Source organism: Aquirufa sp. HETE-40SA, assembly GCF_054558635.1.
In genome coordinates, this window is sequence record NZ_JBPXKN010000003.1 from 56,917 (window position 1) to 79,937 (window position 23,021).

The 23,021-nt window shown below is 41.7% G+C and carries 18 protein-coding genes; 7 read left to right on the forward strand and 11 right to left on the reverse strand.

Annotated features, from left to right (window positions below):
- Positions 1-49 precede the first annotated feature (49 nt).
- Positions 50-2,002, forward strand: a complete 1,953-nt coding sequence (dxs, locus tag ACRZ9O_RS08195; RefSeq protein ID WP_459458126.1) for a 1-deoxy-D-xylulose-5-phosphate synthase — start codon at positions 50-52, stop codon at positions 2,000-2,002.
- A gap of 95 nt (positions 2,003-2,097) precedes the next feature.
- Positions 2,098-3,906, forward strand: a complete 1,809-nt coding sequence (typA, locus tag ACRZ9O_RS08200; RefSeq protein ID WP_459458128.1) for a translational GTPase TypA — start codon at positions 2,098-2,100, stop codon at positions 3,904-3,906.
- 33 nt (positions 3,907-3,939) lie between these two features.
- On the opposite strand, the gene ACRZ9O_RS08205 is transcribed toward typA, so the two are convergent.
- The 8 genes from ACRZ9O_RS08205 to ACRZ9O_RS08240 form a co-directional block, all read right to left on the reverse strand.
- Positions 3,940-5,883: a ComEC/Rec2 family competence protein gene (locus ACRZ9O_RS08205; protein WP_459458129.1), complete on the reverse strand. Its 1,944-nt coding sequence runs from the start codon at positions 5,881-5,883 to the stop codon at positions 3,940-3,942.
- Positions 5,884-5,900: 17 nt separating this feature from the next.
- Positions 5,901-6,473, reverse strand: a complete 573-nt coding sequence (gene nadD / locus ACRZ9O_RS08210; protein WP_459458131.1) for a nicotinate (nicotinamide) nucleotide adenylyltransferase — start codon at positions 6,471-6,473, stop codon at positions 5,901-5,903.
- Positions 6,473-7,039, reverse strand: a complete 567-nt coding sequence (gene gmk, locus ACRZ9O_RS08215) for a guanylate kinase (protein WP_459458133.1) — start codon at positions 7,037-7,039, stop codon at positions 6,473-6,475. Before gmk ends, nadD begins: the two co-directional genes overlap by 1 nt.
- A 12-nt stretch (positions 7,040-7,051) precedes the next feature.
- A complete protein-coding gene (locus ACRZ9O_RS08220; protein ID WP_459458135.1) occupies positions 7,052-7,333 on the reverse strand; it encodes a phosphohydrolase in 282 nt (93 codons plus the stop codon).
- 38 nt (positions 7,334-7,371) lie between these two features.
- Positions 7,372-7,977, reverse strand: coding sequence for a sigma-70 family RNA polymerase sigma factor (locus ACRZ9O_RS08225; protein ID WP_459458137.1), 606 nt, complete (start codon positions 7,975-7,977; stop codon positions 7,372-7,374).
- Positions 7,978-8,046: 69 nt separating this feature from the next.
- Positions 8,047-8,556 (reverse strand): rod shape-determining protein MreD, encoded by a 510-nt coding sequence (mreD, locus tag ACRZ9O_RS08230; RefSeq protein ID WP_459458139.1) that lies wholly within the window; start codon positions 8,554-8,556, stop codon positions 8,047-8,049.
- 1 nt (position 8,557) lies between these two features.
- Positions 8,558-9,397: a rod shape-determining protein MreC gene (gene mreC, locus ACRZ9O_RS08235; RefSeq protein WP_459458141.1), complete on the reverse strand. Its 840-nt coding sequence runs from the start codon at positions 9,395-9,397 to the stop codon at positions 8,558-8,560.
- Positions 9,398-9,403: 6 nt separating this feature from the next.
- Positions 9,404-10,429, reverse strand: a complete 1,026-nt coding sequence (locus ACRZ9O_RS08240; RefSeq protein ID WP_459458143.1) for a rod shape-determining protein — start codon at positions 10,427-10,429, stop codon at positions 9,404-9,406.
- Positions 10,430-10,723: 294 nt separating this feature from the next.
- Here ACRZ9O_RS08240 and ACRZ9O_RS08245 point away from each other — a divergent pair, with 294 nt between their 5' ends.
- Positions 10,724-11,650, forward strand: coding sequence for a helix-turn-helix domain-containing protein (locus tag ACRZ9O_RS08245; protein WP_459458145.1), 927 nt, complete (start codon positions 10,724-10,726; stop codon positions 11,648-11,650).
- 144 nt (positions 11,651-11,794) lie between these two features.
- On the opposite strand, the gene ACRZ9O_RS08250 is transcribed toward ACRZ9O_RS08245, so the two are convergent.
- Positions 11,795-13,360: a pseudouridine synthase gene (locus ACRZ9O_RS08250; RefSeq protein ID WP_459458147.1), complete on the reverse strand. Its 1,566-nt coding sequence runs from the start codon at positions 13,358-13,360 to the stop codon at positions 11,795-11,797.
- Between the two features lie 130 nt (positions 13,361-13,490).
- Here ACRZ9O_RS08250 and ACRZ9O_RS08255 point away from each other — a divergent pair, with 130 nt between their 5' ends.
- The 4 genes from ACRZ9O_RS08255 to ACRZ9O_RS08270 are packed head-to-tail and all read left to right on the forward strand — an operon-like array spanning position 13,491 to position 21,336.
- Complete coding sequence (locus ACRZ9O_RS08255) at positions 13,491-15,500, forward strand: OmpA family protein (protein ID WP_459458149.1); 2,010 nt, start codon at positions 13,491-13,493, stop codon at positions 15,498-15,500.
- Complete coding sequence (locus ACRZ9O_RS08260; RefSeq protein WP_459458151.1) at positions 15,493-16,830, forward strand: dihydroorotase; 1,338 nt, start codon at positions 15,493-15,495, stop codon at positions 16,828-16,830. The genes ACRZ9O_RS08255 and ACRZ9O_RS08260 overlap by 8 nt, the downstream gene beginning before the upstream one ends.
- Complete coding sequence (locus ACRZ9O_RS08265; RefSeq protein ID WP_459458153.1) at positions 16,831-17,418, forward strand: ribonuclease HII; 588 nt, start codon at positions 16,831-16,833, stop codon at positions 17,416-17,418.
- A gap of 18 nt (positions 17,419-17,436) precedes the next feature.
- Positions 17,437-21,336, forward strand: a complete 3,900-nt coding sequence (locus ACRZ9O_RS08270) for a S8 family serine peptidase (RefSeq protein ID WP_459458155.1) — start codon at positions 17,437-17,439, stop codon at positions 21,334-21,336.
- On the opposite strand, the gene ACRZ9O_RS08275 is transcribed toward ACRZ9O_RS08270, so the two are convergent.
- Together ACRZ9O_RS08275 and fcl are read right to left on the reverse strand one after the other, a co-directional pair.
- Positions 21,333-22,070 (reverse strand): class I SAM-dependent methyltransferase, encoded by a 738-nt coding sequence (locus tag ACRZ9O_RS08275; RefSeq protein ID WP_459458157.1) that lies wholly within the window; start codon positions 22,068-22,070, stop codon positions 21,333-21,335. The two genes, ACRZ9O_RS08270 and ACRZ9O_RS08275, sit on opposite strands and share 4 nt — an antisense overlap.
- The gene (gene fcl / locus ACRZ9O_RS08280; protein WP_459458159.1) at positions 22,070-23,008 is read right to left on the reverse strand and encodes a GDP-L-fucose synthase; all 939 of its coding nucleotides are present in this window, start codon (positions 23,006-23,008) and stop codon (positions 22,070-22,072) included. Before fcl ends, ACRZ9O_RS08275 begins: the two co-directional genes overlap by 1 nt.
- Positions 23,009-23,021: the final 13 nt, after the last annotated feature.

Genomic DNA, 23,021 nt, shown 5'->3' on the forward strand with positions numbered 1-23,021 from the left:
ACATTTTTACCTTTGTAAGGTTAATCTTTCACTATCATCACACGAGTCTATGCAATTTGAAGCCGGTCCATTACTTAGCAAAATCTCCTCTCCGGAAGATTTGCGCAAGTTGCCGAAATCAGACTTACCTCAAGTTTGTGACGAATTGCGTCAATTTATTATTGACAACGTATCTGTGAATGGAGGTCACTTTGGTGCCTCTTTAGGTGTAACTGAGTTAACCGTCGCCTTGCATTATGTGTTTAATACCCCAGATGATCAATTGGTTTGGGATGTAGGACACCAGGCTTATGGCCACAAAATTTTAACCGGTCGCCGGGAAGTTTTTCACACCAATCGTTTAATCGGAGGTATTTCGGGTTTCCCGAAGCGCTCAGAAAGTAATTTTGATACGTTTGGTGTAGGACACTCCTCTACTTCCATCTCAGCTGCTCTGGGGATGGCTGTGGCATCTGGATATAAAAAGGAAACATACAGGCAACATATCGCCGTTATTGGGGATGGATCTATGACAGCGGGAATGGCATTCGAAGCCATGAACCATGCGGGCGATATCCCGAACAACATGTTGATTATCTTGAACGATAATTGCATGGCGATCGATCCAAATGTCGGTGCATTAAAAGAATATTTAACAGATATCACTACCTCACACACCTACAACAAGGTGAAGGATGATGTGTGGAATCTGTTAGGCAAGATGTCCAAATTCGGAAAAACGGCGCAAGAAATTGTGTCGAAGATCGAAAATGGCCTAAAAGCCACCTTATTAAACCAAAGCAATCTGTTTGAATCCTTGAATTTGAGGTATTTTGGCCCTATTGACGGACACGATATCGACAATTTAACCACGGTTTTAAACGACTTAAAAGATATACCTGGTCCGAAGATTTTACATTGCATTACAACAAAAGGGAAAGGTTATTCACTGGCTGAAAAAGATCAAACCTTGTGGCACGCTCCTGGGAAATTCGATAAACTGACCGGTGAGATTCATAAAAAAACCTATGACGATCCACAGCCCCCTAAATACCAAGAGGTTTTTGGCCATACGCTTTTAGAATTAGCCGAGAAGAATCCGAAGATTATGGGTATCACACCTGCAATGCCATCTGGATCTTCTTTGAATATTATGATGCGTGCGATGCCCGATCGCGCTTTTGACGTAGGCATCGCGGAACAGCATGCCGTCACCTTCTCTGCGGGATTAGCGACGCAAGGCTTAACTGTTTTCTGTAATATCTACAGTTCATTCATGCAACGCGGTTACGACCAAGTCGTACACGACGTCTGTTTACAGAAATTACCTGTCATATTCTGTCTAGACCGCGCAGGTTTAGCTGGAGCTGATGGCCCTACGCACCATGGATTGCTGGATTTAGCCTTTATGCGTTGTGTGCCAAACATGATTGTAGCAGCTCCTCGCAATGAGCAAGAACTACGCAATATTATGTACACAGCGTCTTTAGATACCTTCAAAAACCACGAAAAAGCGATCACTATTCGCTATCCTCGGGGCGAAGGGGTGATGCCAGCTTGGAGAATGGATTTTGAAGAGATTGAAATAGGAAAAGGCGTACAACTTTTAGAAGGAGAAGAAATTGCAGTCTTGTCCATTGGACATATTGGAAATGAAGCCATCGCTGCTTGTGAAGCGGCGCGTGCGCTGGGTTTAAAACCTGCATTATTCGACATGCGGTTCGTGAAGCCTTTAGATGAGGAACTTTTACACCGCGTATTCAAGCAATTCAAGAAGGTAATTACCGTAGAGGATGCAGCGATTCAAGGTGGATTTGGATCTGCGATTGCGGAATTTATGGTCGATCACCAGTATTCTTCTCAAGTAATTCGCCTGGGTATACCGGACGAAATCATCGAACACGGGGAGCAAAAAGAACTGTATGCACAGTGCGGCATTGATGCTAAAGGCATTTTAGCAAAAATCCAAGCGAACACTATCGCGCTTCCTGCGATAAATAATCCGAAAGCAATGATTTCTTAAAGTGCAATTAGTACTTTTCAAAGAAATAATCCCTACCTTTGCACCTTGAATTTCCCAATTAAAGGAATTTCGTTTCATTCAACGAATACATTTTTATGCAAAGCATTCGCAACATTGCCATTATTGCCCACGTTGACCACGGTAAAACGACCCTAGTTGACAAAATTATTCATGCATCCAAGATTTTTAGAGAAAATCAAGAATTTGGAGATTTGATCCTTGACAATAACGACCTTGAAAGAGAAAGAGGGATTACGATTACGTCTAAAAACGTATCTGTTCGTTACAATGGAGTAAAAATCAACATTATCGATACACCTGGTCACGCCGACTTTGGCGGTGAGGTAGAACGCGTTCTACGTATGGCGGATGGAGTTATCTTGTTAGTGGATGCTTTTGAAGGCCCTATGCCTCAAACACGTTTCGTATTATCAAAAGCGATCGCTCTAGGTTTAAAGCCTATCGTGATTGTGAATAAAGTAGATAAAGAAAACTGCCGTCCGGACGAAGTACACGAAAGTGTATTTGACTTGATGTTTAACTTAGAAGCAACGGAAGATCAATTAGACTTCCCTTGTATCTACGGTTCATCTAAGCAAGGTTGGATGAGTACGGATTGGAAACAACCAACGGATAACATCATTCCTTTGTTAGATGCAATCATTGAGCACATTCCAGCTTCTAAGGTACAAGAAGGTACTCCACAAATGCAGATTACTTCACTAGACTACTCTTCATTCGTAGGTCGTATCGCGATCGGACGTTTAGAGCGTGGTACGTTGACAGAAGGGATGCAAATCTCACTTTGTAAAGCAGATGGTTCTACAAAGAAGATGCGTATCAAAGAGCTTCAGGTATTCGAAGGTCTAGGAAAAGTAAAAGTAGATAAAGTAGAATGTGGTGAGATTTGTGCCATTACAGGTATCGAAGATTTCGAAATTGGTGACACGGTTGCTGATGCAGAGAATCCAGAGGCTTTAGCGCGTATCGCCATCGATGAGCCTACGATGAACATGTTGTTCACAATTAATAACTCTCCATTCTTTGGTAAAGAAGGTAAATTAGTGACGTCTCGTCACATCCGTGATCGTCTGTTCAAAGAGACGGAGAAAAACTTAGCCTTGAAGGTATTGACGACTGAAAGCGAAGATAAGTTCTTAGTTTTTGGACGTGGTATTCTTCACTTGTCTGTATTAATCGAAACGATGCGTCGTGAGGGTTATGAATTACAAGTAGGACAACCTCAGGTTATTTTCAAAGAAGGAGAAAACGGAGAGCGTTTAGAGCCAGTAGAATCATTGGTAGTAGACGTTCCAGCAGAGGTAGCAGGTAAAGTAATCGAATTAGCGACTCAAGGTAAAGGTGAGTTGTTGATTATGGAACCTAAGGGTGATTTACAGCACTTAGAATTCAACATTCCATCACGTGGTTTGATTGGTTTGCGTTCTAAAGTATTGACGGCGACTTTCGGAGAGGCGATTATGGCTCACCGTTTCATCGCTTACGAACCATTCAAAGGAGCGATTCCAGGCCGTATCAACGGATCATTAATCTCGATGAACACAGGTCCTGCGATTCCTTATGCAATTGATAAATTACAAGATAGAGGGGTGTTCTTCATCGATCCAGGTGAAGAAGTTTACACAGGGATGGTAGTAGGTGAGCACAATCGCCAAAACGACATCGAAGTGAACCTTCAAGCTGCGAAGCAATTAACGAATATGCGTGCTTCAGGTACGGATTCGAATACCAAAATTGCTCCTAAATTAAACTTCTCATTAGAAGAGTGTATGGAATTTATCCAAAAGGATGAATACTTAGAAATCACTCCTAAGTCTTTACGTATGCGTAAAATTTGGTTAGATCCGAACGAGCGTAAGCGTAACGAAAAGAAGCCAAGCTAATTCTTAAAGGCTGCCCTCACCGGCAGCCTTTTTTTATAATTGAATAGCCGGTTGTTCGTCCAAAAAATAATAATGCCGAGGCAAGTAAGGTTTCAGTTCCCCCAGCCAATACGCTGAAGGTCGTTTCAGAAAATACCAGGTTGCATCCTGCCAGCTTTTCAACCATTCTTTATCTCGGTATTTCACTTCTTTCCCTAAGATCAAATGTTGTTGGGCTCTACATTCTGTCGGAATCCTTACATAAGCATACGTTTCACTCCGGTATATCCATTGAAGATTGCCTTTCTCCGGCCATCTTCGCGTCAGCGTATCGGTCACGCCCACGTTTGCCCACATCGGACTTAAGTGCGCTTGAATCCACGCAGGATTCGTACTCGTAGGCAAAGAAGCAATAGATTTCGCCCCTTCATTCTCTACCCAAACAGGATCTCCTTTTACCGTACTGAGATAAGCCGTAGGTGACGATTCTGTTGTTTGCCAAAACAGCAGCGTGATACATGCCCCCAATTTCCAGCGCCTCGGTGCCCAGAAAAGCACAACAATAGCCATAAAATAGGCCAAAATTTCAAGCAACGAAATCCTTAAAAAGGGCATAACTGAAGTGACCCGATCCACCCAGCTAAACATTAGACCATGCAACAGGTGAAAGCTCGTTTTTAATAAATATGCCAATGGCTGAAAGGCCCATTCTGGCAAAAAGGAACCTACAGCTAACATCAAAAAACCAAGAAACAGGGCAATGGAGGAGAATAGAATCAAAAAAGGATTCAACAGAAAAAAGGAAAGTGGATGAGGCAATTGATGAAAATAATACACGATCAACGGCCAGGTAAATACTTGAGCCGCTAATGCCACACAGGTCAATTGCCAGATTTGAGTCAGTGGCAAACGAAGCCAACCGCTAAAATGTAAAAGAGAAGCCCAGCGTTGTTGAAAAACGACCAACCCCCAGACCGCTAAATAGGACAGCTGAAAACCGGGATCATACAAAGAGGCCGGATGTAAAAATAAGAGCACAAAAGCGCTAAAAGCTAGGGTATTTAAACTTTCCTGCCTTCGAAGGAAGGTTTTCGCAAAAAGAATCACCGAAAACATCCAAGCGGACCTCAGCACCGGCAAAGAGAAACCACTAATACCCGCATAGCACCAAAGCAAAGCCATCATCAATCCGAAAAACACATAGGGCCCTGCAGGTCTGCATTTGATTAAAAACCCCAATAAAAGGCTTAATCCCATATACAATAGACCCACGTGAAGACCCGAAACAGACAAAATGTGAATGGCTCCCAAAGCCGAATAAGCGGATAAGGTATCGAAATCAATCTTTGTCTTCACTCCTAACAACATCGCCTCTGCCACATCTCGATCTCGACCCGGCTCAAAGGCACGCTCAAGTAAATGCACAAAATGAGCCTGAGCCTTTTCGAAAAAAGTCGCCTCTATTGTACCTTTTCGCATCAGTAGAATTCGATCAAACGAAACAAAGGCAGACCCAGTTATACCCTTTCGAGCATAATATTCACCCCAATCTTTCTCAAATGGGAAAAGAGGCAATGGGAAGGGCTTGACGGCTTGACGCACGGCAAACACATCGCCAGCCTGGGGTTTGGGTAATGTTTTAGCGAGATATAGCCTGTATAATCCATTTGTAGAGCGCCATACCTGCGTCGAATCCCGTAGGCCCATACATCTAGCTAAAACGGACCAAGTTTTGGGTTTTGCTTCCACAAGCCCTTCCACCCGAAATACAAAACCATCAGCTGGACGTGCTGGCAAAATAGGTTGTAGCCGTACCGTCCAAGCCATTGCGAAAACAATAATCAATGAGGAAATGCCTATACTTTTACAATTTCTACCAGGTAGTAGAAATCCTAAAAAACCTAGAAAAGGCCAATAAGTGAATCCTGAAAGCAAGATTCCTGCCATCCAAAATAACAGAATTCGGACGAAAGGGAAACGAGAAAAATAAGAGATCATCGATTAGGCGGATAGGCCTAAAGGTAGAATTTTTTGACAGAGATAAGCGCCTCCACTTCATCAGGAACTAGATATTTTATCGATTTTCCTTGTTGAATACAGGCTCTAATATAAGTTGCAGAAATATGTAAAACGGGTGCCTCGATCCGCTGAACGTTTTTATGGGACCATAGATCCGAAGCTGGCTCTTCTCCACGTGGGTAAACGAGGAGACCATAATAATCAAGTAGTTGGTTATAGTTTTTCCAGCTCTTGAACTGTTCTAAATTATCACCTCCTATAATTAACTTGAATTCGTTTTCCGGATGGCGCTCTGCTAAATGAACTAGCGTATCAATGGTGTAAGATGGACGAGGTAAAGAAAACTCGATATCCGATGATTTGAAGGCATAATTAGCTGCTATTGCGCGGTCTACTAGATCCAAACGATCAAACTCATGCAATAACGATTTACTCTTCTTATGCGGATTTTGAGGAGAAACGACGAACCAAATTTGGTCCACGTCCGTCTGATTTAATACGGCCTGCGCAATGATCAAATGACCCTGGTGTATCGGGTTAAACGAACCAAAAAACAGGCCTACTTTCATTATTTTGTTAATTTATCAAATAAATCTTGCGCTTCTGCCACCGCGTCTTCTAGCTTATCGTTCACTAAAATCACATCAAATTGATCTTGGAAAGACCATTCAAATTTCATTTTAAAAATACGCTTAGACAAGGCCTCCTCATCTTCCGTACCACGTGAACGCAATCGCTCCTCAAGCATTTCCAAAGTAGGTACCTTCACAAAAACCGCTAAAGCACGATCACCATAGTATTTTTTCAAGGCCAAACCTCCTCGCACATCCACATCAAAAATCACATGTTTTCCAGAAGCCCAAATACGTTCAATCTCCGACTTCAAAGTTCCATAATAGGCACCTGCATAGACCTCTTCCCACTCCACAAACTCCTCATTTGCAATTCTTTGGCGGAAATCATCAGGCGTCAAAAAATAATAATCCTTCCCGTGCTCTTCGTGTCGACCACGTTTATCACGCGTACATGCAGAGATCGAGAAGCCCAAATTTGCATTATGCGCCAATAATTCTTTAACGATAGTCGTTTTGCCGGAACCCGAAGGGGCTGAAAATATGATGAGTTTACCTTCCAAAAATTCTGATGATTATATGAACCAACAAAATAAGGGAATTAAGAGCAATATAAGGAGCAGAATGGATGATATTTTTGAACGAATGCTGTCGATTAAACCCACGGGGCAAGTGGAAGTGCAGGTAGATTTTAAGGCATTGCGAAGGGCAACCTCTAATTTATGACCTTCCTGACAAGGCAAACATTGTTCTTTATTAGCTAAAAAACGAGCCTCCTCTTCTGCTGACGCCTCTTTATCCAAGATCCGCTGGATCAGCTTCATGCAATCAGGTTGATGGGAACAATTCGACTTCATAGTGTTTCTAACATCGATGGTAAAAAAATAGTTCCGAGCTAGGCTGACAACATGTCAGTTTTGTATCCTCTTTTTGCAGCATACACAGCTAAGGTTTCTTTTAGCATGGTTCGTGCCCGATGAAGTCTAGATCGAACGGTGCCAATGGGGATATTCAGAATTTTAGCCATTTCTTCGTAGCTAAACTCTTCTAAATCACACAAGATGATAATCATTCTAAAGTCCACCGGTAAGGCTTGAATCGCTGAAGTAATCTCATCCCCCAGCATTTCATTTACTGTTTCAGCCTGCAAATCAGCTTGAAAAGCAGGTTCTGGATCATCATCCCCGGCAAAAGACTGCTCCACCCATTCAAATTCGACCTTGGACGGGCCGCGGGATTTCTTGCGGTAATCGTTGATGAAATTATTTTTGAGGATGCGAAACAACCAAGCTTTGGCATACGTACCTGGTTCAAAAGATCCTATGAAACGAAAGGCCCGCATGCAGGTATCTTGGACTAAATCATGCGCATCATCCTCGTCATTCGTAAGTCGAAGGGCAAAATTATACATCGCATCCATGTGTGGAACAAACTCCTTTTCGAAGAGATTTCTGGCTTGCGACTCTGTCAGTGTAATCACTGAACTACTTTCTGTACTCATGGCGGTTTATCTATAAGATACCGCAAGGCCTACAATTTAAACGCCAAAAAGAAAAGGTGACAAAAAGGCTTATTTCTCTTTATTAAATAACTCCAATAAAGTAAATACAGCCATGCCTAAAAAAGTACTTAAAAAGGCTTTTAGCAGACTAAGACCAAACAAACTTCCTTCGCTTGCTTCCAATAGAAACAATACAATATGATGCGTAAAAAGCATCAATCCAAGGTAGGGAAAGAACCACATCCACTTCATCTCCTCTAAACTAATGGAAGATCGCTCATCATAGCCGTTCGCAGGAGTCAAAATTTTAAAGAAAGTGGGGCGCAACCACGCTACCAATACCGTTGAAAAAGCGTGCATCCCATGGGTATTATAGAAGGAATCTAACAACCAGCCCAATACAAATCCTCCTAAAATGAGATCTACCGGAGGTGTTTCAATAGGTGCTTTGATAAGAGCCCATAAATAAATGAAACAGAAGCCATAATAAAATAAGGCCAAATCCCGCAAAAACAATAGCTGTACTACGATGGACAATACCACCGCAATCCACCACTTGTATTGAAAATTAGCACTCATTTTAGTCGATTTTAGGTTTTGCTTGATCTAATTTATCCTGCTGTCCAGCAAACTTATTTTCAATCACATATACATAGCGAAGCGTTGAGAAGTGTGTTAATAACATCACCTTAATATCGTGGAAAGTTCCATCATCTTGCAAGCCTACTTTGGCCACAATACCAATCGGAATATTAGGAGGATAAACGGCATTATAGTCTGAGGTGACGATTGTATCCCCCTTAACGACTTTTTTGTACTTCGACACATCCATTAACTCCGCCACTTCTGTTTGATAGCCAGGCCACTTGATGTAACCTAATTCGCCTGAGGACTTAATTTTAGCAGAGACGGTATTACTTGTATGTAAAACTGATACAATTAAGGCCAAATTCTCTGTACACGAAATAACTTTCCCTACCACCCCTGTCGAAGAGATAACAGACATTCCTGGCTTGATTCCATCCAAGTAGCCTTTTTCAATCGTTAAATAGTTTTGCGAATTTCTCGTGCTCTGATCAATCACTTTACAGGCGATTGGCTTGTATCGATCGAGTGATGCCTTACTGAAAAAGACAGGTAAATCAGCTTTCTGTTGAACCTGTGATTGTAATTTAAAAATCTGTTGATGTAAACGCTGATTTTCTGCTGCTAACTCCCCATTGATTTCTCGCAATTGATGGTAGGTTGCAACTTCTTGCCTGGTGGACAAGATGGAGGCTGCCCAAGAATTAGTTGTATTAAAATAGAGCGTATGCTGGTAATTATTGTAAGTGAACACAGACCAAAGACTGATAACCTGCAGCAAAATAAACAGAAGCAGATTTCGCTGACGCAATAAAAACTCAAACAGTTGATTCATCCCCTACTAGGTAATCAATACCGGACGGTATTTCTCTAAGTTTTTCAAGATTTCTCCTGTACCACGAATAACCGCTTTCAACGGATCATCCGCCACGTGTACTTTTAATTGAGTCTTCTTCTCAATACGCTTATCTAATCCGTGTAACATCGCACCACCACCGGCTAAATGAATACCATTGTGGAAGATATCTCCTGATAATTCCGCTGGAGCTCTTTGCAATGTCTCCATAATCGCCACCTCAATTTTCGTGATTGAGCTATCTAAGGCATAAGCGATTTCTGAATAGTTAATCAAGATTTCTTTAGGAATACCGGTCATTTGATCACGACCACGGATCTCAAAGTCTGCTGGAGGATTCTCTAGTTCTGGTAAGGCAGAACCTACTTGAATTTTGATTTGCTCCGCTGAACGCTCACCGATAACTAACTTGTGTTCACGTAACAAATAATCTTTAATATCACGAGTAAACTCATCCCCTGCGACACGAATCGAGTTTTCAACCACGATTCCGCTCAAGGAAATAATAGCCACCTCCGTTGTTCCACCTCCGATGTCCACAACTAAAGAGCCATTCGGTTGTTCAATATCAATTCCAATACCGATGGCCGCAGCAATCGGTTCGTGTACCATATATACTTCACGCGCTCCAGCATGCTCTGCTGAGTCCTTAACGGCTCTTTTTTCTACCTCCGTAATACCTGAAGGAATACAAATAACCATTCTCAATGAAGGAGAAAAGAAGGAATTCCCTTTATCCATCATCTTGATTAAACCACGCATCATTAATTCAGCTGCGGTAAAATCAGCAATCACACCATCTTTTAAAGGACGGATGGTTTTAATATTATCATTCGTTTTCTCGTGCATCATCATCGCTTGACGACCCACCGCTAAAACCTTATTCGTATTGCGATCTAACGCAATAATCGAAGGCTCATCTACGACAACCTGATCTTTGTGAATAATCAAGGTATTCGCCGTACCTAAGTCCATGGCTATATCCTTCGAAAGAAAATTAAATAATCCCATCTGATTTTGTGATTGTAAAACACAAATTTACATAAAAATTGAGCTAAAATTTTAAAAAAATCGATTTTTACATTTTCCACGAAATAATTATAAAATAGGCCAAAGTAGGATCTCTGAATTACCTAAATCAAATAAACACCTTCTTATTAATATATTACAAATAAATACCCGAAAAAAAACAGGACAATTAGCCCAAATTAATCGACGAAATAATTTGGAATTATTATCTGATTTATTAGTTTTGTCCAAGTTTATTTGAAAAATCGTATTATTTACTCCGTTTGGTGACAAATTATGGAAGATTATAACAAGATCATCGAGTCCTTAGGTGTTAAATTCATCAAAGCGAGAAACATTAGAATATTACAACCGATTCGTATCAAGAATTTCTATGACGTAGAAAATTCGCTCTTGATATTGTACAAAGGGGAAGTGTCTTTTGGCGAGGAGGAGACTCCTGTAGAGGAAGGTGACATGCTTTTTATCCCAGGGGGTAAAATGATCAGCGTAACCTACGGAAATGCAGAAAAACCGAGAGCGGTGAACAATGAAGAGTTCATGACGCATCGCGAATTGTATTTTGATCAAAATACGGATGCATCGCTTATTGGAGAACAGCCTAATTCATTTGGAATGGTGGCCTTCGAAGCGAAAGTTTTTGATTCCGTTAACTTCTTTACTTCGCTAGACATTCCTCCGTTTTTAATTAAACGCGACGATAAACTAGCAGCCACCATCCGTGAGATTTTAGAAGAAGATCTTTCAGATGCCATCGGAAAAGGACGTATCATTAAGATCAAAACGGAAGAGATCGTGATCGAAGTGATTCGTTACATCATTGAGAATCGTTTATTCGTAGAGCAATTAGCTACGAATTCAACTTACTTTAAAGACCCACGCTTAATCGATATCTTCGCTTACATCAAGGATCATTTGGGTGGTGATTTGTCCAATAAGGTTTTGGCAAACGTCGCAAACGTATCGGAAGACTATGTAGGTCAATATTTCAAGATGTTAACGGGTATTAACCCACAAGATTATATCGAGTACCAACGTATGGAAGCGGCGGTAGGTTTACTTCGCACGACGAAGAAATCCATCCGCGCAATCGGTTCCGAAGTGGGCTACAAAGACACGGCGTATTTCTGCCGTCGTTTCAAGATGATGTTTGGTATTCCAGCTGGAAAGATGAGACGAAGAGAGTCGTTGATGAATATTTAACAAAAAACCCGCTGATAAACAAAAAACCCGCTGAGAAATCTCAGCGGGTTTTTTGTTAGTCGACAGTCGGCAGTCGTCAGTAATTAGTAAAACTCTACTTACTGTCAACTGCCCACTGCCCACTGTGTCGCAGCGGAGCTGCGACTAAAGTAAATACTTCAACTTCACTAACTCCCTCTCCGTCAAGAATCTCCAGCTTCCGCGTGGAAGATCTTTCTTCGTTAAGCCAGCAAAAGTCGTGCGGTCTAGTTTTGTCACTTCGTAACCTAGGTGTTCGAAAATACGACGAACTATGCGGTTTTTACCTGAGTGGATTTTCACACCGATGACGTAACCGTCTGGAGTGACTTTGGCCAAATCATCCACTTTAATTTCTCCATCCTCCAAGGTTAAACCCTCTTTGATTTTCTCGAAATCTTCGTCCGTCAAAGGCTTGTCTAATTCCGCTTGGTAAATCTTCTCGATTTCGTTCGATGGATGCGTCAATTTATCCGCTAACTCACCATCATTCGTAATCAACAATAAACCAGTCGTGTTTCTATCCAAACGTCCCACCGGGTAAATACGCGATTCTGTCGCGTTCTTAACAAGTTCCATTACGGTCTTGCGATCGTTCGGGTCTTCGGTAGTAGTTAAGAAGTCTTTTGGCTTATTTAATAATAAGTAAACTGGTTTTTCGCGGTTCAATTTGCGGTTACCATATTTCACGATGTCCGTCGGCATCACTTGGTATCCCATTTCTGTGATCACCTTGTTATTAACCTTGATCTCCCCTGCTTCGATTAATTTATCTGCATCACGACGAGAACAAATTCCCGCGTTTGCGATGTAGCGATTCAAGCGAATTTCGTCAGAGCGACGATCAGTTTGAGCAATTTTCTTTTGGATTTTCGAAGGAGCACGCTCCTTATAGCGATCTAATTTATATTGAGGCTCGTATGCCGGGCCTGCATCAAAACGAGAGCGACTTTTAAAAGTCTCTCGGTCAGAATAACGTGGATTACGAGCCCCTTCTGGACGCTCGCCACGCTCTGCAGAACGCTCAGTGCGCTCCTCGTAGCGACGCCCGATACGTGCCGTTGGATTCTCATCACGAGGTGTCGTCGATTCTTCCGATCCTTCTACCTTAGGTGCCGCATTGCGATCCCAGCGATTATCTCCTTTATAGGGTGTACGTGTTGGATTTTCAGTTCTGCCAAATGGCTTGCGTTCGCCGCCTTGATACGGTTTACGCTCGCCGCCTTCGCGGTTAAACGGTTTTCTTTCCCCATCAAAAGGTTTGCGATCTCCGAAGGAACGGCGTTCACCACCCTCGCGGTTATCGCGATTGAATGGTTTTCTTTCGCCACCTTGATACGGTTTGCGTTCTCCTCCTTGATAGGGCTTACGCTCTCCATCAAATGGTTTACGATCTCCGAAGGAACGACGCTCTCCTCCTTCTGAATTGAATGGCTTGCGATCTGTTGAAAAACGATTGGATGATTCTGAACGCGGTGCACGTGGGGTACCTGAATCGTTGCGTGGGCCTCTGAACTCGCGAGGAGCTCCTGAGTCATGGCGATCATTACGTGGGCCGTTAAAATCACGACCTGTGGAAGGGCGACCTTCTGATCTGCCGGTAGATCTTGCTGTGGATCTTCCCTCTGGTGCACGACCTTCTGATGGTCGGCTGCTACGACGGCTATCGTCGTTTGAAATTCTTTTTCTCATGGTTGTACAACATCACTGCTGGAATAAAAGAGGACGAACGTTTGTCATCTTGCTTTCGATTGTCGAAATTTAGGCAAAGGTAGAGAATATAATCGGTTTTGTATTTATTTTTATATTCGCTTAATCATCTATGAACAATATAAAGCCATTTAAACCAACCACTTACCTCTATCTTTTCCTGATAGTGGGATTACTAAATGCCTGTAATTCTGATGCCCGATTATTTAAAACAGCCATAGAAAATTTCGAATTAGGAGAATATGAATGGGCCATACGAGATGTAAAACCGTTAGCAGATCGGAATTACAGATCAATAGAAACAAATTATTTAGTGGCGGAATCGTATCGTCTCTCGAATCGCATTCAATTTGCAGGACCTTATTATTTAATAGCGAAGGAAAAAGGAAATGAAGATCCACTCCTTAGTTTACATTTAGCCTATTCAGCTAAAGCAAATGGCAAATATGCCGAAACTAAAAAATATTTACAGGAATTTATTGCGAGTAAACCCAGCTCACGTGAGTACGCCATTAAAGCAGAAATTGAATTAGAAAACCTGTCCTCCGTCGAGGAATACACTAAAAACCCTAGCCCAGTTAAAATTCAAGGCTTGATTGGGAATACGAAGCAGGCAGAATTTGGCCCGATAAAAAATGGGGAGGAACTCATTCTAACTAGCTCTAAAAAACCATTAATCTACAAAAATAATGGGCTCCCTTATCTAGGTTTATATAAAGCTCGTTTAAAAAGCCCCACTGAAATTGAACAATTAGAGGTCTTTAGTTCTAATCTTTTAGATGACAATGCAAATGAGGGCACACCAGCCTTTTCGAAAGATGGGAAAACGATGGTATTTGCTAGAGGAAACTCCGGAAAAAGTAAAGACCCCTCACCTGATGTAGATTTATATATATCATCCTTTAGAGACGGAATATGGTCAGTCCCAGAGCGTCTGCCTATTTCTGACTCCTTAGGTTGGGACGGCAGCCCATCGTTCTCACGAGATGGGAAATCGCTCTATTTTAGTTCGAATCGAAGAGGAGGAAAAGGAGGATTGGATTTATATCGAGCACCGATGGATAACTCAGGTCGGTTTGGGAAACCTATTAATCTGGGCTCTAGCATCAATACGCGTGGAAATGAGCTATTCCCTTATGTATCCGAGGACGGTAAACTTTTTTTCTCCTCAGATGGGCATCCTAGTTTAGGTGGCCTAGATATTTTTGTTGCTACACGGAGGGATGAGGAGATACAAGTGGAACATTTAGGCGTTCCGATGAATTCTTCAGGAGATGATTTTGGCCTATTTTTATCTGATACGAATCAAGGCTATTTTAGCTCAAATCGAACAGGGGGTAAAGGAGACGATGATATCTATTTCTTTCAATCTTCTAATTCTGAGGATCGTTGGTGGTCAAATGAAACCACGATTGCAGAGAGCTCAGAGCCCGTTAAAGTGGCTTTATATCACTTAAGGACGCAAATTTTAAACAGTCGAAACAAGCCAATTGCGAACGCAAAGGTGGGAATTAAACGCAATGGAGAGATTGAACCTGTGCTGTATAGTGATGCCAAAGGATTCTTACCCATCATCGATTTAAACCCTGCAGACCAAATCAGTTTTAATGCGAGCAAAGAGAAATTCTTGACAAAACGCAGTGAATTTTTGTTAGATGGGAAAGAGATTCCTAAACAGCTTTTGAAAAAAGAATTGACAGATACGACATTTGATCATAAAATCACCTTGGGAATTGCTGAAATCGGGGAAGAATTAGGGGCGATGTTTGGTGTTAATCCGATCTATTATGACTTAGATAAAGCTGTAATTCGACCAGATGCAGCACTGGAACTAGATAAAATTGTTCAAGTTTTACAAGACAATCCAGAAATCTCCATCGAACTAGGATCTCATACAGATTCGCGCGCTTCTGCGTCCTATAACCTAAAATTGTCCCAAAGACGAGCTGATTCTGCGGTGAAATACATCATCGATCATGGAATTAGCGCAAATAGAGTAAAAGCTAAAGGGTATGGTGAATCGCAGTTAATCAATGGCTGTACCGATGGGGTTGATTGTAGTGAAGAGGCACACCAAGAAAACCGCCGAACTGAATTTAAAATTACGGATCTCAATGACTAAATTTCTCTTAAAAAATGCCCAAATCGTCAATGAAGGCAAGACAATAAATTCAGATCTTAGGATAGAAAACGGACGGATTTCAAAAATAGCTCCTAACCTTAGTCCTCTGCCAGATGAGGTCATACTAGACCTCAGTGGAAAGCATATTTTCCCAGGGATGATCGACGATCAGGTGCATTTCAGAGAGCCTGGTTTAACGCACAAGGCGACTATCGCTAGCGAAGCTCGCGCAGCAGTGGCTGGGGGGGTTACCAGTTTTATGGAGATGCCCAATACCGTACCCAATGCCTTAACACAAGAATTATTGGCAGATAAATACGCGATTGCGGCGGCTGGATCTTTGGCAAACTACTCCTTCTTCATGGGGGCCGGAAACGATAATTTAGAGGAAGTTTTAAAGACAAATCCCCGCAATGTATGCGGAGTGAAAATCTTCATGGGGTCCTCGACGGGAAATATGCTCGTAGATAATGCGCAGACCTTAGAGAAGTTATTCTCCAGCTGCGAAATGTTAATTGCAACGCACTGCGAAGATGAAGCGACGGTTCGTGCGCGAACAGAACTTTTCAAAGAAAAATACCCAGAAAATGCCCCCGCTTACATTCATCCGTTGGTCCGAAACGAGGAAGCCTGTTATTTGTCCTCTTCTATGGCAGTGGATTTAGCGAAGAAAAACAATACGCGTTTGCATATTCTGCACATCTCGACAGAGGAGGAATTAGCCCTGTTTGAAACGGGTAAAGCCGTAAAAGATAAACGTATTACGGCAGAAGTTTGCGTCCACCATTTGTGGTTTGACGCAGCACAATACGACACGTTAGGGAATCAAATTAAATGCAATCCGGCCATTAAAGACGCGCGTCACAAGATGGCTTTGCGCAAGGCATTGGTGTCTGGGGAATTAGATATTATTGCTACCGATCATGCACCACATACCTGGGAAGAGAAATCGCAGGAGTTTTGGAAAGCGCCATCTGGTTTACCCTTAGTGCAGCACCCTTTGTTGTTGATGATTGATTTGGCCAAAGAAGGTCATATTAGCCTCGAACTCATCGCTGAAAAAACAGCCCATGCTGTGGCGGATTGTTTCCAAATAGAAGAACGTGGATATATCCGAGAAGGGTATTGGGCGGATTTAGCCATCGTAGATTTGAATAAACCTTTGACCGTGTCGAAAGACAACATCCATTACCAATGCGGTTGGTCTCCCCTGGAGGGACAGACCTTGTCCGCTTCGGTTGAACACACGTTTGTATCGGGACATTTAGCCTATTCAAAAGGTTTATTTAATGAGTCCGTTAAAGGAAAAAGATTGTTATTTGAAAGATAAATGTCAGCATTACTCCCCTTTTATTCTCCAATTGGACTAGAAGCTGGCTTAGATGAAGCTGGGAGAGGATGTTTAGCGGGTCCAGTGGTGGCTGCAGCGGTTATTTTACCTAAAGATTTTCATCACCCTTTTTTAACTGATTCGAAGCAAATGAGCTTGCGCCAGCGCAACGAATTAAAAAGATTAGTTCGGGAATATGCAATTGATTTTGCTATTGCGGAGGTAGATGCTGGCAAGATAGATGAAATCAATATTTTAAAATCTAGTATTCTAGCCATGCACTTAGCAGTGGATCGACTTACGCATCGTCCTGAACATTTATTGGTTGATGGCAACCGATTTTATAGCTACCCGCTAATTCCACATACCTGCGTTATCAAGGGGGATTCAAAATACTTTTCTATCGCGGCTGCTTCCATTTTGGCAAAAACCTACCGAGATGAACTCATGGAAAAGGCAGCTCAAGAGCACCCAGGCTATGGCTGGGAAAAAAATGCGGGCTATCCCACTCTACAACATCGAAAAGCTATAGTAGAAAAAGGTTTAACAATTCTGCATAGAAAGACGTTTAAAGTAGAAATAAAATAATTTAGTAAATTAGCAACTATGAAGATTCACATACTACTTATTTTCCTGTTAAGTTTCTCCACCTTCGCACAAGATGACTTCAGAAAGGAGCGCGGTTTGCGATTTGGTAGACAACAGGATTCTATTTACCATGCTTCACAAGAGCTAGCTAAAAAAAGAGGAATTCCACTGACTCGAACACTTGGAGAAGGCAAAGTTCTTACCTTCCAAGGTTTTTCAGAAATAGGCGAAGCCCTTTATTTACGGACGGAATCAAATAGCCAAGCTGCGAAAATGACCAAAACAAATCTGCTTTACCCTGGTGGAAGTCTTTCATTAGGATTAACAGGTAAATCAGATTCAATCAAAGGCAAACTAGGAATGTGGGATGGTGGAGCCATATTAACAACGCACCAGGAATTTGGTGGACGTGCGAGCATGCAACCTTCTCAGACTAGTACAGGAACGAGTGATCATGCTACACACGTGGCTGGAACTTTGGTGGCAGCGGGAATTAGCCCAAATGCAAAAGGGATGGCCTATGAAGCCGATTTAAAAGTTTGGGATTATACGAACGATAATGCCGAAATGAGTACAGCTTCCGCTTCCTCTCCTTTAATAATAAGTAATCACTCGTATGGATATCAGGCAGGATGGACTTACGATGAAACGAAGAAAAAATGGCAATGGTGGGGAAATGATGCGGTAAGTACATTTGAGGATGTCAAATTTGGCCTCTATGAGTCTAATGCACAAGCCTGGGACAAAATTGCGTACAATAGTCCTAACTATTTAATCTTCAAGTCTGCCGGAAATAATAGAAGTGAAAATGGACCTGCTGCTGGAGAATATTATTTCTTAAAAGCATCCACCACCGACTCTTCTAATATAGCCAGATCAAAAAATGATGGCTATGATATTATTTCTACAAACGGAACAGCCAAAAATATCTTAACCGTAGGGGCGGCAAACCTAAGTTCATTAATTCCTACAAAGGCATCTGAAGTGTCCATTTCAAGTTTTACAAGTTGGGGACCTACAGACGATGGTAGAATTAAACCAGATGTCATGGCCATCGGAACAAGTATGTTTTCCACTGGTGTTGCAAACGACCAATCCTATTCAACAAAGGGAGGAACCTCCATGGCTTCACCACAGGCGGCTGGATCTTTTTATTTGATTCAACAATTATACAATCGTCTAAATAATAACAGCTTCATGCTCGCCTCCACGCTAAAAGCACTAGCGATTCATACGGCTTTAGACATGGAAACCCCTGGCCCAGACTACAAAACAGGCTTTGGGTTGATTCAGTTAGATAAAGCTGCAGAGGTTGTTCAAAATAAAAGTGCCTCACATTTATTGACTGAAAGTAGTTTAATTCAAGGTCAGATAAAAACATATACGCTTGTCAGTTCTGGTAAAGGGCCATTGAAAGCCACCATCGCCTGGACAGATCCAGAGGCTAATACTTCCTCTCAGTTAAATGACAGGACTCCTCGTCTTGTAAACGATCTAGATATTCGATTGACTAGTGGCTCATCCACTTACTTTCCCTTTACATTAAACCCTGCCTCCCCTGAGGCATTGCCTGTTGCTGCTGATAATGTCCGCGACAATGTGGAACAAATTTTAGTAAACAATCCCCTTCCAGGTCAAAGTTTCACCTTAACGGTAAGCCAAAAAGGAGTTTTAAAGAATAATATTCCTCAGGGCTTTGGATTAGCAGTATCTGGCATAGGAGGTTCATCTTATTGTAATCTTGCTCCTACTACGAACACGAGCAACCTACAAACGTTTACCTTAGGTACTGCTAAAGATTCTACGGGCCTTAATCCTGTTTTTAAAGCTGAGTTAGGTGAGAATATCGCCGCTAAATTTAATTTTAAAAATACGAGTGCTAAACAAGTAAAGTTATTTGCAGATTGGAATCAAGATGGAGATTTTGAGGATACTGGGGAGGAATTGTATAACTCCCAAAATACTACCGTTTCGGCAGCAACTGGTAACATAAAAATCCCAAGCACTTTAAAACAAGACGATTACTACCGAATGCGCTGGGTCATTGAAAATGGGTCAGGATCTAGTTTAGCGCCTTCCTGTGGCAGTATTAGCTCAGGTGAGACGAAAGATTATTCCATTCAAATACTACAAGCATCGAAAGATTTCAGCGCTGTTTCTGTATCACAATCAACAGAAACATTTTGTGCAAGTACCGGGAATACCACCTTTAATGCGAGAGTCAAAAACTCAGGTTCGGTGACTCAAACAAATGTTGCTGTCAAATTAGAGATCAAAAATGGTAGTACTTTAGTGGGAACTGCTACAGGAATCATCAGTACTTTGTCTTCAAATCGAGAAGCGGATGTCATCTTATCAGGTAATATGACCTTAGTGGCAGGAAGTACCTATTCGCTTCAATTAAGTAGTCAACTGACAGGAGATCAAAATACAACGAACGACCTTGTCACAAGCTCTATTACAATAAGTAGTCCGGTGGCTCCTGTTGTAACAGGCACCATTTGTAGCAACTCAACAGAACTAACACTTTCTGCTTCGAATGGAAGCCCACTATGGTATAATGGCAATACCTTAATTGGCTCTGGATCAACGTTTAAGGCAACAAATACGGGTACCTTCTTTGCTGCATTCAATAACTTTAGTGGTACAGTAGGACCGGCAGCCAAATCGGATTTTGGTGGAGGTAGTTATTATTCGAATTTTGGACCAGAACCCATCTTTGTGGTAACACAACCCACCATTCTAGAGAGTGCGACTGTCTATATTGGAACTTCTGGAACGGTCACTTTCGGTATTTTTAATAAAGACACGGGAGAATTAATTGCTTCTATTAGTAAAGATTTAGTAGCCACCAGAACGCAATCTAATTCGACTACAGTAAGCAGCCAGTTAATTGACGATAAAACAGACCCCGGTCAAACCGTTGTCCTCAATTTACCGTTCCCTAAAGCAGGCAATTATATTTTATCTCATGTTTGTTCAAATGGAGCTTCTATTTTTAGAAGTAACCGGACGAAGGCAGATACGGTTAATGCTGTTACAAACATTGGTTATCCTTATACCATTCCAGGAGTCTTAACTTTAACAGGAGCGTTATTTAACGGAGGTGAAATCCAATCAGCCTTTTATTATTTATATGGCATGAAATTCAAATCCTATGCCTGCCCAAGCCCACGAGTTCAGGTGGCTGTCACGACGGGAGCCAGCCCCGTAATCACTGTTAGCCCTACCGGTGCTTCGAAATTATGTGTTGGAGATAAATTAACGATTACGGCAACAGCTGCCTCTGGAAATCCAACGTATCAATGGTTGAAAAACGGCGTATCTATTATAGGAGCAACAACCAATAAATTAGAGGTGAGCACTACAGGAAATTACCAAGTAAATGCCAGCTTTAATGGGTCGTGTCCAATTGTTTCGCCCGTTAGCGCTATTACAACAACGACTCCAGTGGAGCCAACGATCTCCTTTGATAATGGTATTTTGACGTCATCAGCAGGAACAGAAATTCAATGGTTCTTTAACGATGTTGCCATTGCAGGTGCCACCTCAACTACTCATAAGCCCACCTCAAATGGAACTTACAAGGTTAGATTAAAGGATGCTAATGGCTGCCTTACCTCAGCCTCTTTAGGGATTATCATTTTAGCGACGACGTTAGATAATCCTAACTCGAGTTTTTATGCCTATCCTAACCCAAGTAATCATCTGTTAACCGTAGGTCTACCTAAAAATTATGGAGCCTCGAACTACCGAATACGAATTAGTGATTTTCAAGGAAGGATAATTCAGGAAGAAACGATTGCGGTTGAGAATTTTGCGATCAAATTAGATGTCTCTAAACTGAATAGAGGAAATTATATTCTTAGTTTTCCGGAATTGGAGGAGTCAGTTTCCATCAAATTCGTTAAAAACTAATTTTTTGACCAAATAAAAATCATTCTTGGCGAGTTGATTTCATCAAAGGAAGTTAGCGAATAGCTTCCTTTGAAATCAACGAGTTGAAGGCCAGCTTGAGCAGCATACGCCAAAAAATCGTTTTTAGTAACTAACTCCACTTTTTCCACAAATGAATAGGTTGTACCCTTGTCTGTAAAATCAATCGATTTATACAGATACCCGGCATCTGACCATCGTTTGATTTGAAAAGAGATTCCTTGACGATCAACGGTTTCTGAAGAGACTAAATTAGCTAATACATAGGTGGGGTTAAAGAAATCAAGCACAAGAATTCCCCCTTTTTTCAAGCCCCCGGCGAAAGTATTAAAGGCTTTTTGATTATCCATTCGATTATCAAAATAACCGAAACTGGTAAAGAAATTAAAAATAGCATCGTATTCATTTTGAAGCGGCAATGCCTCCCGTATATCGTGTACGAAAAAAAGAAGGTCAGGACATTCGAAAACTTGAGCGGCCTCAATATTAGCAGGTGAAAGATCGAATGCATCCACAGTAAAGCCTAATTGACTAAGTGTTATCGCATGCCTTCCCTTTCCACAGGCAGCATCCAATACACGCGAACCGTCGGCTAAATTTAACTTTTGCTGCAAGGAGGCAATAAATTTGGCTGCTTCATTTTCATCCCTTTTTGCATATAGAATATGATAATAAGGGGAATCAAACCAGGTACTAAACCACTCTTTTTCCTCCATTATTTGCGAATACTGACATTCGTTAAGAAATCTTGGTAGGCTAATGAAATTCCCTCTTTTAATTCGATTTTATGTTTCCAGCCTAGAGAATGCAATTTAGATACATCCATTAATTTACGTGGGGTCCCATCAGGTCTCGTGCTATCCCAATCGATAGTCCCCGTAAAGCCCACTATTTCTTTCACGGTTTCGGCTAATTCTTTAATCGTTACATCGATCCCGGTTCCTATATTTACTAGTTCAGCATCGCTATAAGTTTCCATTAAATAGACACAGGCGTCCGCTAAATCATCTGCATGCAAGAACTCCCGCATAGGTGAACCCGTTCCCCAAAGTGTCATCGAAGCTTCCCCTCGTTCTTTAGCCTCCTGAAACTTGCGAATCATTGCAGGTAAGACGTGAGAGTTTTCTAAATCATAATTATCGTTAGGCCCGTACAAGTTTGTCGGCATAACGGAGATAAAATCACATCCATATTGTGCGCGGTACGCCTCACACATTTTGATGCCGGCGATCTTTGCAATAGCATAAGGCTCATTCGTCTCCTCCAAATATCCACTTAATAAATACGACTCCTTCAGAGGCTGAGGTGCTAACTTAGGGTAGATGCAAGAGGATCCTAAAAACTGTAATTTCTTTACCTTATTGACAAAGGAAGAATGAATGATGTTATTTTGGATGGCTAAATTCTCATATAAGAAATCAGCGCGGTAAGTATTATTCGCGACGATGCCCCCTACTTTAGCCGCCGCTAAAAAGACGTAATCAGGTTTTTCTGCAGCGAAAAAGTCAGCTACTTTTACTTGGTCACGTAAATCTAATTCTGCCGAAGTTTTCAGCACTAAATTCGTGTACCCTTCTCTCTTTAATTTACGCACGATAGCGGAACCCACCATTCCACGGTGACCTGCTACATATATTTTTGCTTGTTTTTCCAATGAATGATTCAAA

Excerpts from the sequence above, each read along its gene's own strand:
- ACRZ9O_RS08205 (WP_459458129.1), bottom strand. The coding sequence starts at position 5,883 with ATGATCTCTTATTTTTCTCGTTTCCCTTTCGTCCGAATTCTGTTATTT.
- dxs (WP_459458126.1), top strand. The coding sequence starts at position 50 with ATGCAATTTGAAGCCGGTCCATTACTTAGCAAAATCTCCTCTCCGGAA.
- mreD (WP_459458139.1), bottom strand. The coding sequence starts at position 8,556 with ATGAGTGCTAATTTTCAATACAAGTGGTGGATTGCGGTGGTATTGTCC.
- ACRZ9O_RS08250 (WP_459458147.1), bottom strand. The coding sequence starts at position 13,360 with ATGAGAAAAAGAATTTCAAACGACGATAGCCGTCGTAGCAGCCGACCA.
- ACRZ9O_RS08275 (WP_459458157.1), bottom strand. The coding sequence starts at position 22,070 with ATGGAGGAAAAAGAGTGGTTTAGTACCTGGTTTGATTCCCCTTATTAT.
- ACRZ9O_RS08270 (WP_459458155.1), top strand. The coding sequence starts at position 17,437 with ATGAAGATTCACATACTACTTATTTTCCTGTTAAGTTTCTCCACCTTC.
- nadD (WP_459458131.1), bottom strand. The coding sequence starts at position 6,473 with ATGAAAGTAGGCCTGTTTTTTGGTTCGTTTAACCCGATACACCAGGGT.
- ACRZ9O_RS08255 (WP_459458149.1), top strand. The coding sequence starts at position 13,491 with ATGAACAATATAAAGCCATTTAAACCAACCACTTACCTCTATCTTTTC.
- typA (WP_459458128.1), top strand. The coding sequence starts at position 2,098 with ATGCAAAGCATTCGCAACATTGCCATTATTGCCCACGTTGACCACGGT.
- ACRZ9O_RS08260 (WP_459458151.1), top strand. The coding sequence starts at position 15,493 with ATGACTAAATTTCTCTTAAAAAATGCCCAAATCGTCAATGAAGGCAAG.
- ACRZ9O_RS08265 (WP_459458153.1), top strand. The coding sequence starts at position 16,831 with ATGTCAGCATTACTCCCCTTTTATTCTCCAATTGGACTAGAAGCTGGC.
- ACRZ9O_RS08245 (WP_459458145.1), top strand. The coding sequence starts at position 10,724 with ATGGAAGATTATAACAAGATCATCGAGTCCTTAGGTGTTAAATTCATC.
- ACRZ9O_RS08220 (WP_459458135.1), bottom strand. The coding sequence starts at position 7,333 with ATGAAGTCGAATTGTTCCCATCAACCTGATTGCATGAAGCTGATCCAG.
- ACRZ9O_RS08225 (WP_459458137.1), bottom strand. The coding sequence starts at position 7,977 with ATGAGTACAGAAAGTAGTTCAGTGATTACACTGACAGAGTCGCAAGCC.
- ACRZ9O_RS08240 (WP_459458143.1), bottom strand. The coding sequence starts at position 10,429 with ATGGGATTATTTAATTTTCTTTCGAAGGATATAGCCATGGACTTAGGT.
- mreC (WP_459458141.1), bottom strand. The coding sequence starts at position 9,397 with ATGAATCAACTGTTTGAGTTTTTATTGCGTCAGCGAAATCTGCTTCTG.